The following is a 13,701-nucleotide window of genomic DNA, read 5'->3' as shown; positions in this document are numbered from 1 at the left end:
CATGAGACGGGTGGTCGTTACCGGCTTTGGCATCGTTTCCAGCATCGGCAACAACAAGGACGAGGTGCTCGCCTCCCTGCGCGAAGGTCGCAGCGGGATCGAATTCTCCGAGGAATACCGGGATCTGGGGCTGCGCAGTCACGTCTACGGTCCGATCCGGCTCGATCCGGCCGAGCACATCGACCGCAAGATCCTGCGCTTCATGGGGGAGGGGGCGGCCTACAACTACATCGCCATGCAGGAGGCCATCGCCGACGCCGGTCTGGAGGAAAGTGAGGTTTCCAACGAGCGCACCGGCATCGTCATGGGCTCCGGGGGGCCTTCCACCAAGGACATCGTTGAGGCGGCCGACATCCTGCGGGAGAAAGGGATCAAGCGGGTCGGACCCTACCGGGTGCCGCGGGTGATGTCGAGCACCCATTCCGCCTGCCTGGCCACGCCGTTTAGGATCAAGGGGGTCAACTACTCCATCAGTTCCGCTTGTTCCACCAGCGCCCACTGCATCGGTCACGGGGTGGAACTGATCCAGATGGGCAAGCAGGACCGGGTTTTCGCCGGCGGCGGCGAAATGATTCACTGGACTTTGACCCTGACCTTCGACGCCATGGGGGCGCTGTCCACCAAGTACAACGACCGGCCCCAGGCCGCTTCCCGGCCCTACGACGCCAATCGCGACGGTTTCGTGATCTCCGGCGGCGCCGGGGTAGTGGTGCTGGAAGATTTGGAAGTGGCCAAAGCCCGCGGCGCCAGGATCTATGCCGAGGTGGTCGGTTATGGCGCCACCTCCGACGGTTACGACATGGTCCAGCCCTCCGGCGAAGGGGCGGTGCGCTGCATGCGCCAGGCCCTGGCCACCACCGGGGGCCGGATCGATTACATCAATGCCCACGGCACCTCCACCCCCGTGGGCGACATCAAGGAGCTGGAGGCGCTGCGCGAAGTCTTCGGGGATGCGGTGCCGCCGGTCAGTTCCACCAAATCCCTCACCGGCCATGCGCTGGGCGGGGCCGGGGTGATGGAGGCGATCTACAGTCTGCTGATGATGGAAAACGGTTTCATCGCCGCTTCGGCCAATATCGAAAACCTCGATCCGGGTGCCGAGGGGATTCCCATCGTCCGCGAGCGTATCGACGGGGTGGAATTGAACACGGTGATGTCCAACAGCTTCGGCTTCGGCGGCACCAACGCCACCCTGATCCTGCAACGCTACCGGGATTGATGCAGGCCGCACGCAAACCGGCCGATGCCCTGACGGGAAAACGGCGCTACGAATTCAACAAGCTGCAGAAGCGCCTGCGCCGCCAGGTGGGGCAGGCCATCGCCGATTACGCCATGATCCAGGACGGCGACAAGGTGATGGTCTGCGTCTCCGGCGGCAAGGATTCCTTCACCCTGCTGGAGATTCTCCTCAATCTGCAGCGGACCGCGCCGGTTGCCTTCGAGGTGCACGCGGTCAATCTGGATCAGAAGCAGCCCGGTTTTCCCGCCGACGTATTGCCGCGCTATTTCCAGCGGCGCGGCGTGCCCTATCACATCATCGAGCGTGACACCTACAGCGTGGTCAAGGAGATCGTCCCCGAGGGCAAGACCACCTGCGGCCTGTGTTCGCGCCTGCGCCGCGGCATTCTCTACGGCTTTGCCGAAGCGCACGGTTTCACCAAAATCGCCCTCGGCCACCACCGCGACGACATCCTGGAAACCTTCTTCCTCAACCTGTTCTACGGCGGCCGCCTCAAGGCCATGCCGCCCAAGCTGCTCAGCGACGACAAGAAGCACATCGTCATCCGCCCCCTGGCCTATTGCCGGGAAAGCGACATCGCCGCCTACGCCGAGGCCATGGGCTTCCCCGTCATTCCCTGCAACCTGTGCGGCTCCCAGGACAACCTGCAGCGTCAGGCCATGAAGGCGATGCTGCAGGCTTGGGAGCAGCGCCATCCCGGCCGCCTGGAGACCATCTTCCGGGCGCTGCAGAACGTCTCTCCTTCTCAGCTGGCCGACCGTAAGCTGTTCGACTTCGTCGGCCTGGAGCAGCGGCGTCTCGGTGCCGAGGCGCCCGCCGGGGCCGATGACGCACCGCTGGACTGGGCCGAATTCTAATCGGCCCCGGCGACCATGAATTGTTGCACCCGGTTGACCTTGTCCTCGAACGGCTTTTCTCCGTCGCCGGCGCTGACGATTTTGAGCACCCCGTACAGGCGCGGTCTGCCGGCCTGATGCAGCGCCTGGTGGCAGGCGCGGATGGCCGTCATCACCGTATCCCAGTCGCCTTCGATGTTGGTGCCCATGGCATGCAGTTCCACGTGCAGGCCGTGTTCGAGGAGGATCTGCTGACAGCGGGCGATGTCGCGGGCCAGGTGCGGATCGCCGCCGATTGGGACGATGGAAAATTCCACTTGGATTTGCATGGGGCGTCTCCATGAATGGGATCGCCGCTATCATAATCCCCCCACCCACGGAAAGACAGGAACACACGCCATGATCGTGATGTTCACCGATTTCGGCTGTCACGGTCCCTATCTGGGCCAGATGGAGGCCGTGCTGCGGCGTGAGGCCCCCGGCATCGACGTCATCGACCTGGTCAACGACGCCCCGCGCACCGATCCCGGGCACAGCGCCTATCTGCTCGCCGCCCTGGCGCGCTGGTGGCCCGGGGGAACGGTATTCCTGGCCGTGGTCGATCCCGGCGTCGGCGGCAGGCGCCGCCCGGTGGTGCTGGAGGCCGACGGCAAATGGTTCGTCGGGCCGGACAACGGGCTGTTCAACCCCGTGGCGGTGCAGCGCGGCGATCCTGTGAACTGGTTCGAGATCGTCTGGCGTCCGCCGCAGCTGTCGGCCAGTTTTCACGGCCGCGACCTGTTCGCCCCGGTGGCAGCGGCCCTTGCCTGCGGCAAAGCCGAGGGAATGCTGCGGCCCTGGGAGGGACCGGATCTGAGCGCCTGGCCGGCGGATCTGGCGGAGGTCGTCTATCTCGATCATTACGGCAACGCCATCACCGGTTTGACCTTCCGCCATGACCGGGAGGGGAAAGTCCTGCGGGCCGCCGGTCGTGAAATCCCCCAGGCCGGGACCTTCAGCGAGGTTCCCGAAGGGGCGGCCTTCTGGTACTGCAATTCCACGGGACTGGTGGAGATCGCCGTCAACCGCGGCAGCGCCGCCCAAGCGCTGGGACTGGCCATCGGCACACCGGTCGCCTGGGTGGCATAGATTCGGGTTCGGGCCTCCGTTTGGCCGCCTGCGGCCGCCTGCGCTATACTTTCCGGCTCGATTCAGCCTAGGGAGTCACCATGCAGGAGCTCAATCCGTTCGGTAGCCGCATCCGTCTCCGCGACGGGGTCGAATACTTCAGTCTCGAAGCCTTGGAGCGGGCCGGTCTCGGTTCCGTGTCGCAGTTGCCCTTCAGCATCAAGGTGCTGCTGGAGAGCGTGCTGCGTAACTGCGACGGCCGCCTGATCCGGGAACAGGACGTGGCCGCCCTGGCCGGCTGGAAGCCCCAGGGGCGCAACGAGGCCGAGATCCCCTTCATGCCGGCGCGGGTGCTGCTGCAGGACTTCACCGGCGTCCCCGCGCTGGTGGACCTGGCGGCGATGCGCTCCGCCATGGCGCGTTTCGGCAAGGATCCGGCCCGGGTGGAGCCGCTGATTCCCGCAGAGCTGGTGGTGGACCATTCGATCCAGGTGGACTACTATGCCTCCCCCGACGCCCTGGAAAAGAACATGCAGCTGGAGTTCCGGCGCAACCTGGAACGCTACCAGTTCCTCAAGTGGGGGCAGCAGGCGTTCCAATCCTTCAAGGTGATTCCCCCGGGCGTCGGCATCGTCCACCAGGTCAATCTCGAATATCTGGCCCGCGGTGTCTTCCTCCAGGACGGTGTGGCTTGGCCCGACAGTCTGGTGGGGACCGACTCCCATACCACCATGATCAACGGCCTGGGGATCGTCGGCTGGGGCGTGGGGGGCATCGAGGCCGAAGCCGGGATGCTGGGGCAGCCGCTGTACATGCTGCCGCCGGAGGTGATCGGCTTCGAACTGACCGGCGAGCTGCCGGAAGGGGCCACCGCCACCGATCTGGTCCTCAGGGTGACCGAAATGCTGCGCCGCCACGGGGTGGTGGGCAAGTTCGTCGAATTCTACGGCAGCGGCCTGTCGTCCATCAGCGTCCCCGACCGCACCACGGTGGCCAACATGGCGCCGGAGTACGGGGCCACCATCGGATTCTTCCCCATCGACGCGGCGGTGATCGACTTCCTGCGCGCCACCGGCCGCCCCGCCGAACAGGTAGCCCTGGTGGAGGATTACTGCAAGGCCCAGGGGTTGTTCCGCACCGACGTCACGGCGGCGCCGCGGTTCACCGAAACCCTGAGCCTGGATCTGAGCACCGTCGAGCCCAGCCTCGCCGGCCCGCGCCGGCCCCAGGACCGGGTCACCGTGGCCGATCTCAAGGCTTCATTCGAAAAGGCCCTGACCGCGCCGGTGGCCGAGGGCGGTTTCGGCGTGCCCGAGGGCGAAAAGGATACCCGCATACCGGTGACCGTCAACGGGCGCGAAGGCGCGCTGGGCCACGGTTCGGTGGTGATCGCCGCCATCACCAGCTGCACCAACACCAGCAATCCCTCGGTGATGCTGGGGGCGGGGCTGCTGGCCAAGAAGGCCGCCGAACGCGGGCTGGTCCCGCCGGCCACGGTCAAGACCAGTCTGGCGCCGGGCTCGCGGGTGGTGACCGAATACCTCAGGGACAGCGGCCTGCAACCCTATCTGGACCAGCTTGGCTTCTACACCGTCGGCTACGGCTGCACCACCTGCATCGGCAACAGCGGCCCGCTGCCGGAGCCGGTGGCCAAGGCGATCCGCGACGGCAGGCTGGTGGCGGCGGCGGTGCTGTCGGGCAACCGCAATTTCGAGGGCCGGGTCCATCCCCTGACCCGGGCCAACTATCTGGCTTCGCCGCCGCTGGTGGTGGCCTATGCCTTGGCCGGCACCATCGACATCGACTTGACCTCCGAACCCCTGGGGAACGACCGCGACGGCAAGCCGGTCTATCTGCGCGACATCTGGCCCAGCAGGGCGGAACTGGCCGAGGTATTGCGCCGCGCGCTGGACCCGGACAAGTTCCACCAGGTCTACGAACACCTGGACGCGTTCAATCCCGACTGGAACGCCATCGAAGTGCCGGCCTCGGTCCTCTATGACTGGCCGCCGGAATCGACCTACATCCAGGAGCCGCCCTTCTTCAAGGACATGCCCCTGGAGCCGCCGCCGGTCGAGCCCATCGAGGCGGCGCGGGTGCTGGTGCTGCTGGGGGATTCGGTGACCACCGACCATATTTCCCCGGCCGGGGTGATTCCCGAGGGGCCGGCGGCGGAATACCTGCGATCCAAGGGCGTCGATCCCAAGGACTTCAACACCTTCGGTGCCCGCCGCGGCAACCACGAGGTGATGATGCGCGGCACCTTTGCCAACGTGCGCCTGCGCAACCTGCTGGTGCCGGATAAGGAAGGCGGCGTCACCCGCCATCTGCCCGACGGCGAGGAAATGTGGATCTTCGACGCCGCCATGCGCTATCGCCAGGAGGGGGTGCCGCTGATCGTCATCGCCGGCAAGGATTACGGCATGGGCAGCTCCCGCGACTGGGCCGCCAAGGGCCCTAAGCTGCTGGGGGTGCGGGCGGTGATCGCCGAGAGCTTCGAGCGTATCCACCGCAGCAACCTGGTGGGTATGGGCATCCTGCCGCTGACCTTCAAGCTGGGCCAGAACCGGGAAACCCTGGGCCTGAGCGGGCGGGAGCGCTACACCATTCCGGTGAACGACGCCAGCCTGCGGGCGGGCGGCGAACTGGAGGTGACCGCCACCGCCGATGACGGCGGCCGTGTCACTTTCCCGGTGGACGTGCGCCTGAACAGCGCCGCGGAGGTGGAATACTACCGCAACGGCGGCATCCTCCACACCGTGCTGCGGGGAATGCTGAAGCGCGCCTGATGGGGCAGGGGGGCCGTTTTCCCGCAGCCTCAAGCATGTGAAAGATTGCAGCCATGAGCAGCGTTCCGGCCTTCGATGTCGAAGCCTTTCTCGCCACCCTGACCACCTGTCCGGGCGTCTACCAGATGCTCGATGCCGAAGGACGGCCGCTGTACATCGGCAAGGCCGCCAATCTCAAAAAACGGGTTTCCAGCTATTTCCGCGGCACCCCCGCGCCCAAACAGCGGGCCATGCTCGCCAAGCTGGCGCGGATCGAGGTCACCGTCACCCGCACCGAGGGGGAGGCGTTGCTGCTCGAGCATCAGCTGGTCAAGCGCCACCGGCCCCGCTACAACATCTGCCTCAAGGACGACAAGAGCTACCCCTACATCTACGTCGCCACCGAACACCCGTTCCCGCGGGTGACCTTCCACCGCGGCGCCCACAAACGCCCGGGGCGTTACTTCGGCCCTTATCCCAGCGCCTCGGCGGTGCGCCAGACCCTGAAACTGCTGCAGCGGGCGTTTCCGGTGCGCCAGTGCGAGGACAGCTATTACGCCCACCGCAGCCGCCCCTGCCTGCAGTACCAGATCAAACGCTGCACCGCTCCCTGCGTCGGCCGGGTGGACCGGGAAACCTACCGCCGCGACGTGGAGGACACCCTGCGGTTCCTCGAGGGCGACGGTCAGGCGGTGGTGGACGACCTGGTGCGGCGCATGGAGGCGGCCGCGGCGGAACTGGATTTCGAGCGGGCCGCCCGCTACCGCGATCAGATCGCCGCCCTGCGGGAAATTCTGGAAACCCAGGTGGTGGCCGGCCCCGGCGGCGATCTGGACGTGATCGCCTGTCACATCGAGGGGGGCATCGCCTGTATCCAGGTGGCCTGGATCCGCGGCGGCCGCTATCTGGGGGACAAAGCCTACTTCCCCAGCCGCAGCGAGGGCCACGGCGCGGCCCGGATACTGGCTGCCTTCCTGGGACAGTATTATCTCGACAAGCCGGTGCCGGCGGAGATCCTCCTCAGTCACGAACCGGAGGACGCCGAGCTGCTGCGGGCCATGCTCAGCGACCAGGCCGGGCGTCAGGTGCGCTGGGTCAGCGCCCCCCGGGGGCGGCGCCGCGACTGGCTGGAGATGACCCGGGCCAATGCCGAGGTCGCCCTGCGCCAGCGCCTGGCGTTGCGGGCCGGCCAGCAGCAGCGGCGCCAAGCCCTGCAGGCGCTATTGGGTTTGGAAACGCCCCCGGCGCGGATCGAGTGTTTCGACATCAGCCACCTCCAGGGGCAGCAGACGGTGGCTTCCTGCGTGGTCTTCGATGCCGAGGGTCCGGTCAAGTCCGCCTACCGCCGTTTCAACATCGAAGGGATCACCCCCGGCGACGATTATGCCGCCCTGGCCCAGGCGGTACAGCGCCGGTTTCAGCGCCTGCAGCGGGAAGGCAAAAGCCCGCCGGACCTGCTGCTGATCGACGGCGGCAAGGGGCAGGTGCAGGCGGTGTTGCCGGTGCTAAAGGAACTGGGGCTGGGGGATCTGCCGGTGGTTGGGGTGGCCAAAGGGCCTGCGCGCCGCGACGGCGACGAGGACCTGTACCTGGCCTGGAGCGGGCGCTGGCTCCATCCCGGTGAACACCATCCGGGGCTGCTGCTGATCCGCCAGCTACGCGACGAGGCCCACCGTTTCGCCGTCGGCGGCCACCGCCAGCGCCGCGGCAGGGCCAAGCGCACCTCGCCCCTGGAAGCCATCGCCGGACTGGGCCCCCGGCGGCGTCAGCGCCTGTTGCAGCAGTTCGGCGGCCTGCAGGCGATCAAGAAGGCCAGCGTCGAGGCTCTGGCTTCGGTGGAGGGCATCAGCCCGACCCTGGCGCGCCGCATTTACGAAACCTTCCACGCACCGGAAACCTGACATGTCCCGATTCAATCTCGCCACCTGGCTGACCTTGCTGCGCATCGCCCTGATTCCGGTGCTGGTGGTTTGCTTCTATCTGCCCTGGCCGGGAATGCGGGTGCTGGCGGCCTTCGTATTCGTGGTCGCTTCGGTGACCGACTGGCTCGACGGCTGGTTGGCCCGTCGCCTGGGCCAGACCACCCGCTTCGGCGCCTTTCTCGATCCGGTGGCCGACAAGCTGATGGTGGCCTCGGCCCTGGTGTTGCTGGTGCAGTACGATCCGGAGCCGGGGATGGCGATCGCCGCGGTCATCATCATCGGCCGCGAGATCACCATCGCCTCGCTGCGGGAATGGATGGCGGAGATCGGGCAGCGCGGTGTGGTGGAGGTGTCCTGGCTCGGCAAAGTCAAGACCACGCTGCAGATGGCGGCGATCACCCTGCTGCTGTTCGGAATCGAATGGTGGCATGGGGTGCTGTGGCCGCTGGGACGGGCGGGTTTGTACCTGGCCGCGGTCATGACCCTGTGGTCGATGGTCAACTATCTGCGGGCGGCCTGGCCGGCGCTGATGCGGGGTCGCTGACTGCGGCCTCAAAATGATAGAATGAGCGAATTTTCCAAGCCTTCTCGGCTCCATATCTAAATTGCAGGACATGCCGCTATGCCCAATCGTTATCAGACCGAGAATCTGCGCATCCGCGAGCTCAAGGAGGTAATTCCGCCCGTGCAGGTGCACGAGGAATTGCCCATCACGGAAACCGCCGCCCACACCGTGTTCGAAGCCCGCCGGGCGATCCACGACATTCTCAGCGGTGACGACGACCGCCTGCTGGTGGTCATCGGTCCCTGTTCCATCCACGATCCCGATGCCGCCCGCGAATATGCCAGTCGCCTGGTGAAGTGGCGGGAATCCCTCGCCGACGAGCTGATGGTGGTGATGCGGGTCTATTTCGAAAAGCCCCGCACCCGGGTCGGCTGGAAGGGGCTGATCAACGATCCGGATCTGGACGAAAGCTTCAACATCAACAAGGGCCTCAGAATCGGCCGCCGGCTGCTGCTGGATATCAACGATCTGGGGCTGCCGGCGGCGACCGAGTTTCTGGATCTCATCACGCCCCAGTACCTTGCCGACCTGGTTTCCTGGGGGGCCATCGGCGCCCGCACCACCGAAAGCCAGGTCCATCGGGAACTGGCCTCGGGGCTGTCGTGTCCGGTCGGCTTCAAGAACGCCACCGACGGCACCGTCCAGGTGGCGGTGGACGCCATTGCCTCTGCCAGCCGCCCGCACCACTTCCTGTCCCTTACCAAGGAGGGGCGCTCGGCGATCTTCTCCACCACCGGCAACGAGGACTGCCACTTGATCCTGCGCGGCGGCAGGCATCCCAATTACGACGCCGAAAGCGTCAACCAGGCCGCCGAATCCCTGGAACAGGCGGGCCTGCCGCCGCGGTTGATGATCGACTTCAGCCACGGCAACAGCCTCAAACAGTACAAGCGCCAGCTGTTGGTGTGCGACGACGTCGCCGGCCAGATCGCCGCCGGTGACGACCGCATCATCGGGGTGATGGTGGAGAGCAACCTCAAGGAAGGCCGTCAGGATCTCAAGCCCGGCGTCCCGCTGGAATACGGCAAGAGCATCACCGACGCCTGCATCGGCTGGGAGGATACCGAACACGTGCTGCAGAAGCTGGCGGAAGCCGTGCGGGAGCGGCGGGGTAACGGCGTATGAGCACCACGGTGGAGATTTTCGTCAACGGCGAGTGCCACCGGGTCGCGGTCGGCAGTTCGGTGGCGGATCTGGTGGCCGAGCTGGGGCTGGTCGGTCAGCGGATCGCGGTCGAGCGCAACGGTCGGATCGTCCCCCGTGACCACTACCGGGAAGAAAGCCTGGCCGCCGGCGACCGCGTCGAGATCGTCCGCGCCATCGGCGGCGGTCAGGGCGGGGACGATCCTCTGGTGATCGCCGGTCGGACTTATCGCTCCCGCCTGCTGGTGGGCACCGGCAAGTACAAGGATCTGGCCGAGACCAAGGCGGCGATCGAGGCCAGCGGCGCCGAGATCGTCACCGTCGCCATCCGTCGTACCAACATCGGTCAGCATGCCGACGAGCCTAACCTGCTCGACGTGATTTCGCCGGAAAAATACACCATCCTCCCCAATACCGCCGGCTGCTACACGGTGGCGGACGCCGTCCGCACCTGTCAGCTGGCGCGGGAGCTTCTCGGCGGTCACCGACTGGTGAAGCTGGAAGTGCTGGGCGACGAGAAGACCCTTTATCCGGACGTGGTCGCCACCCTGGAGGCGGCCAGGATCCTGGTGGACGACGGCTTCGAGGTCATGGTCTACACCAACGACGACCCGGTGGTGGCGAAAAAGCTCGAGGACGTCGGCTGCATCGCGGTGATGCCGTTGGCGGCCCCCATCGGCTCCGGCCTTGGCATCCGCAATCCCTACAACATCCGCACCATCGTCGAAAACGCCTCGGTGCCGATCCTGGTGGACGCCGGGGTGGGGACCGCCTCCGATGCGGCGGTGGCGATGGAACTGGGCTGCGATGGGGTGCTGATGAACACCGCCATCGCCGAGGCCAAAAATCCGGTGCTGATGGCCGAGGCCATGAAGCTGGGCGTCGAAGCCGGCCGCAAGGCCTATCTGGCCGGACGGATGCCGCGGCGCCGTTATGCCTCGGCTTCCTCGCCCCTGGACGGAACCTTTTTCTGAAGTATGCCGATGAAATCTTCCCGACAATTGTTCGAACGTGCCCAGCAGGTGATTCCCGGCGGGGTCAACTCCCCGGTGCGGGCCTTTAAGGGGGTGGGTGGCACCCCGCCGTTCATCGAACGGGCCAAGGGGCCGTTCGTGTACGACGTGGAGGGACGGCGTTACATCGATTACGTCGGATCCTGGGGGCCGATGATCCTGGGCCACGCCCATCCGGAGGTGCTCGCGGCAGTCCGGGCGGCGGCGGAAAAGGGCCTGAGCTTCGGCGCTCCCACCGAGATCGAGGTGCGCATGGCCGAGCTGCTGTGCCGCCTGGTGCCGTCGCTGGAAATGGTGCGGATGGTCAATTCCGGCACCGAGGCCACCATGAGCGCCATCCGTCTGGCCCGCGGCTACACCGGGCGCGACAAGGTGGTGAAGTTCGAGGGCTGTTATCACGGCCACGCCGACGCCCTGTTGGTCAAGGCCGGCTCCGGCGCCCTGACCTGCGGGGTGCCCGGTTCCCCCGGGGTCCCGACCAGCGTCGCCGAACACACCCTGACCCTGCCGTACAACGACAGCGACGCGGTGCGGGAACTGTTCGAGCGCCAGGGCGGGGAGATCGCCTGCATCATCGTCGAGCCGGTGGCCGGCAACATGAACTGCGTGCCGCCAAAGCCCGGTTTTCTCCAGACCCTGCGGGAAGTGTGCGACCGCCACGGGGCGGTGCTGATCTTCGACGAGGTCATGACCGGTTTCCGCGTCGCCCTGGGCGGGGCCCAGCAGCGTTTCGGCATCACCCCGGACCTGACCTGTCTGGGCAAGGTCATCGGCGGCGGCATGCCCGTGGGGGCCTTCGGCGGCAGGCGGGAGATCATGGAACGGCTGGCCCCGGTCGGGCCGGTGTATCAGGCCGGCACCCTGTCGGGCAATCCGGTGGCCATGGCCGCAGGTCTTAGAACCCTCGAACTGGTGTCCGAAACCGGCTTCTTCGAGCGCCTGGAGGAGAAGACCGAGTCCTTGTGCGCCGGCCTGCGCCAGCGGGCCGAGTCGGCGGGGGTGGCGCTGCGGACCAACTGCGTCGGCGGCATGTTCGGCCTGTTCTTCACCGAGGCGGACGAGGTGGCCGATTTTGCCGCGGTGATGGCCTGCGACCAGGAACGCTTCAAACGCTTCTTCCACGGTATGCTGGAAGAGGGGGTGTATCTGGCGCCGTCGGCGTTCGAGGCCGGTTTCGTCTCCGCCGTCCACGACGACGACGCCATTACCGCCACCCTGGCCGCGGCCGAACGGGTGCTGCGCCGCCTGTAAGGCCGCGTCCGGGGACGGCCGTCCGTCACCGATGTCCCCGCTGCTGACCCAGATCTCTCAATGGCTCGCCCGGCATCCCCACTGGGCGGCTTTTTCGTCTTTTTCCGTGCGGTGGCGGCCGGCCCGGTCGTGACGTGCGTTGGCTGACGCCGGAGGTGGATTTGAGTTTGACCCGGGTGCCGGTGTTGCCGCGGTTTCACGTCGGTCATCCCGAAGCGCTGGTGCTGCTCAAAGCGATCACCGACGATGGCGCCCTGGTACTGCGGCTGTGGGCGAGCCGGTTCCAGCTGGCGACGGTCTGGCTCGGGTGCGGTCGGAGGGCTCAGGTTGCAGCGGACGTTCGGCGGTCGGCTGTGGTTCGCCACCGAGGCGGAGGGTTTCGATCCGGAGGCGCTGCAGGTTTTGCTGGCCGACGTGCAGGCGGTAGAATGGTGTGCCGAGGCCCGACAGGCGCAGCCGCCGCTGTGGCGGGTTTGGGATTGCCGTCAGGCCCGTTTCATCGCCTCGAAGAACTCCGCGTTGGTCTTGGTCTTGCGCAGGCGGTCGAGGAGGAATTCGATGGCGGCGATCTCGTCCATCGGTTGCAGGATCTTGCGCAGGATCCAGGCCTTCTGCAGTTCGTCCGGAGGCACCAGGAACTCCTCGCGGCGGGTGCCGGAACGGTTGATGTTGATGGCCGGGTAGATGCGCTTTTCGGCGATCTTGCGTTCCAGGTGCAGCTCCATGTTGCCGGTGCCCTTGAATTCCTCGTAGATGACATCGTCCATGCGTGAGCCGGTTTCCACCAGCGCGGTGGCGATGATGGTGAGGCTGCCGCCTTCCTCGATGTTGCGGGCGGCGCCGAAGAAGCGCTTGGGCTTTTCCAGGGCGTTGGCGTCCACGCCGCCGGTCAGCAGTTTGCCGGAGGAGGGCACCACGGTGTTGTAGGCCCGTGCCAGGCGGGTGATGGAATCGAGCAGGATGACCACGTCGCGCTTGTGCTCCACCAGGCGTTTGGCCTTCTCGATCACCATCTCCGCCACCTGGACGTGGCGGGCCGGCGGCTCGTCGAAGGTGCTCGACACCACCTCGCCGCGGACGCTGCGGGTCATCTCCGTCACTTCCTCTGGACGCTCGTCGATCAGCAGCACGATCAGGTAGCATTCCGGGTTCTTGATGGCGATGGAGTGGGCGATGTTCTGCAGGATCATGGTCTTGCCCGCCTTCGGCGGCGAGACGATCAGGCCGCGCTGGCCCTTGCCGATGGGGGCGACCAGGTCGATGACCCGGGCGGTCAGGTCTTCGGTGCTGCCGTTGCCGATCTCGAGCACGAAGCGTTCCTGGGGGAACAGCGGCGTCAGGTTGGAGAAATCCACCTTGTGCTTGGCGTTCTCCGGTGGCTCGAAGTTGATCTTCTCCACCTTGAGCATGGCGAAATAGCGTTCGCCTTCCTTCGGCGGGCGGATCTTGCCGGAGACGGTGTCTCCGGTGCGCAGGCTGAAGCGGCGGATCTGGCTGGGGGAGACGTAGATGTCATCCGGCCCTGCCAGGTAGGAAGCGTCGGGCGAGCGCAGGAAGCCGAAGCCGTCCTGGAGGATCTCCAGCACCCCTTCGCTGTAGATGTCCTCGCCGTTTTTGGCGACCTTCTTGAGAATGGCGAAGATCAGATCCTGCTTGCGGCTGCGGGAAACCCCCTCGATTCCGAGGGATTCGGCGATTTCCAGCAACTCGGCCGCGGATTTGCGTTTCAGTTCGGTAAGGTTCATAGTCGGATTGCGGATTGGATGTTGTAAAGATTCGGGTCCGCCGGGAAGCGGGGAGGAAGAGCGTGGGGACGGCGGGAGGGAAGCCCGCGCTCCGGAAGAGGGCGGGCGTGC

General features: G+C 66.3%; 11 protein-coding genes. 9 read left to right on the top strand and 2 right to left on the bottom strand.

Annotated features, from left to right (window positions below):
• The first annotated feature begins 1 nt into the window (after position 1).
• The gene (fabB, locus tag MCIT9_RS08455; RefSeq protein WP_317704465.1) at positions 2–1,219 is read left to right on the top strand and encodes a beta-ketoacyl-ACP synthase I; all 1,218 of its coding nucleotides are present in this window, start codon (positions 2–4) and stop codon (positions 1,217–1,219) included.
• Positions 1,219–2,097, top strand: coding sequence for a tRNA 2-thiocytidine(32) synthetase TtcA (gene ttcA, locus MCIT9_RS08450; RefSeq protein ID WP_317706719.1), 879 nt, complete (start codon positions 1,219–1,221; stop codon positions 2,095–2,097). Before fabB ends, ttcA begins: the two co-directional genes overlap by 1 nt.
• Here the strand turns inward: ttcA and MCIT9_RS08445 are convergent.
• Positions 2,094–2,405 carry an MTH1187 family thiamine-binding protein gene (locus tag MCIT9_RS08445; protein WP_317704464.1) on the bottom strand — a complete coding sequence of 104 codons (312 nt, stop codon included), beginning with the start codon at positions 2,403–2,405 and terminating at the stop codon, positions 2,094–2,096. The genes ttcA and MCIT9_RS08445 overlap by 4 nt on opposite strands.
• 70 nt (positions 2,406–2,475) lie before the next feature.
• Here MCIT9_RS08445 and MCIT9_RS08440 point away from each other — a divergent pair, with 70 nt between their 5' ends.
• The 7 genes from MCIT9_RS08440 (at position 2,476) to hemL (ending at position 11,845) form a co-directional block, all read left to right on the top strand.
• Complete coding sequence (locus MCIT9_RS08440; RefSeq protein WP_317704463.1) at positions 2,476–3,204, top strand: SAM hydrolase/SAM-dependent halogenase family protein; 729 nt, start codon at positions 2,476–2,478, stop codon at positions 3,202–3,204.
• A gap of 80 nt (positions 3,205–3,284) precedes the next feature.
• Positions 3,285–5,972, top strand: a complete 2,688-nt coding sequence (gene acnA / locus MCIT9_RS08435; protein ID WP_317704462.1) for an aconitate hydratase AcnA — start codon at positions 3,285–3,287, stop codon at positions 5,970–5,972.
• Between the two features lie 53 nt (positions 5,973–6,025).
• Complete coding sequence (uvrC, locus tag MCIT9_RS08430; protein ID WP_317704461.1) at positions 6,026–7,852, top strand: excinuclease ABC subunit UvrC; 1,827 nt, start codon at positions 6,026–6,028, stop codon at positions 7,850–7,852.
• 1 nt (position 7,853) lies between these two features.
• Positions 7,854–8,417: a CDP-diacylglycerol--glycerol-3-phosphate 3-phosphatidyltransferase gene (gene pgsA, locus MCIT9_RS08425; protein WP_317704460.1), complete on the top strand. Its 564-nt coding sequence runs from the start codon at positions 7,854–7,856 to the stop codon at positions 8,415–8,417.
• Positions 8,418–8,495: 78 nt separating this feature from the next.
• A complete protein-coding gene (gene aroG, locus MCIT9_RS08420) occupies positions 8,496–9,563 on the top strand; it encodes a 3-deoxy-7-phosphoheptulonate synthase AroG (RefSeq protein WP_317704459.1) in 1,068 nt (355 codons plus the stop codon).
• Between the two features lie 8 nt (positions 9,564–9,571).
• Positions 9,572–10,555, top strand: a complete 984-nt coding sequence (gene thiS, locus MCIT9_RS08415; protein ID WP_422880208.1) for a sulfur carrier protein ThiS — start codon at positions 9,572–9,574, stop codon at positions 10,553–10,555.
• A 9-nt stretch (positions 10,556–10,564) separates the two neighbouring features.
• Positions 10,565–11,845: a glutamate-1-semialdehyde 2,1-aminomutase gene (gene hemL, locus MCIT9_RS08410; protein WP_317704457.1), complete on the top strand. Its 1,281-nt coding sequence runs from the start codon at positions 10,565–10,567 to the stop codon at positions 11,843–11,845.
• A gap of 485 nt (positions 11,846–12,330) precedes the next feature.
• Here hemL and rho read toward each other — a convergent pair whose 3' ends face one another.
• Positions 12,331–13,590, bottom strand: a complete 1,260-nt coding sequence (rho, locus tag MCIT9_RS08405) for a transcription termination factor Rho (RefSeq protein WP_317704456.1) — start codon at positions 13,588–13,590, stop codon at positions 12,331–12,333.
• Positions 13,591–13,701 lie beyond the last annotated feature (111 nt).

The organism is Methylomarinovum caldicuralii (assembly GCF_033126985.1).
GTDB lineage: Bacteria > Pseudomonadota > Gammaproteobacteria > Methylococcales > Methylothermaceae > Methylohalobius > Methylohalobius caldicuralii.
This window is presented reverse-complemented; position numbering and strand designations above follow the sequence as displayed.

What these genes read in the sequence shown, in the direction of transcription:
- fabB (WP_317704465.1), top strand. Translation starts at nt 2, where the DNA reads ATGAGACGGGTGGTCGTTACCGGCTTTGGCATCGTTTCCAGCATCGGC.
- ttcA (WP_317706719.1), top strand. Translation starts at nt 1,219, where the DNA reads ATGCAGGCCGCACGCAAACCGGCCGATGCCCTGACGGGAAAACGGCGC.
- MCIT9_RS08445 (WP_317704464.1), bottom strand. Translation starts at nt 2,405, where the DNA reads ATGCAAATCCAAGTGGAATTTTCCATCGTCCCAATCGGCGGCGATCCG.
- MCIT9_RS08440 (WP_317704463.1), top strand. Translation starts at nt 2,476, where the DNA reads ATGATCGTGATGTTCACCGATTTCGGCTGTCACGGTCCCTATCTGGGC.
- acnA (WP_317704462.1), top strand. Translation starts at nt 3,285, where the DNA reads ATGCAGGAGCTCAATCCGTTCGGTAGCCGCATCCGTCTCCGCGACGGG.
- uvrC (WP_317704461.1), top strand. Translation starts at nt 6,026, where the DNA reads ATGAGCAGCGTTCCGGCCTTCGATGTCGAAGCCTTTCTCGCCACCCTG.
- pgsA (WP_317704460.1), top strand. Translation starts at nt 7,854, where the DNA reads ATGTCCCGATTCAATCTCGCCACCTGGCTGACCTTGCTGCGCATCGCC.
- aroG (WP_317704459.1), top strand. Translation starts at nt 8,496, where the DNA reads ATGCCCAATCGTTATCAGACCGAGAATCTGCGCATCCGCGAGCTCAAG.
- hemL (WP_317704457.1), top strand. Translation starts at nt 10,565, where the DNA reads ATGAAATCTTCCCGACAATTGTTCGAACGTGCCCAGCAGGTGATTCCC.
- rho (WP_317704456.1), bottom strand. Translation starts at nt 13,590, where the DNA reads ATGAACCTTACCGAACTGAAACGCAAATCCGCGGCCGAGTTGCTGGAA.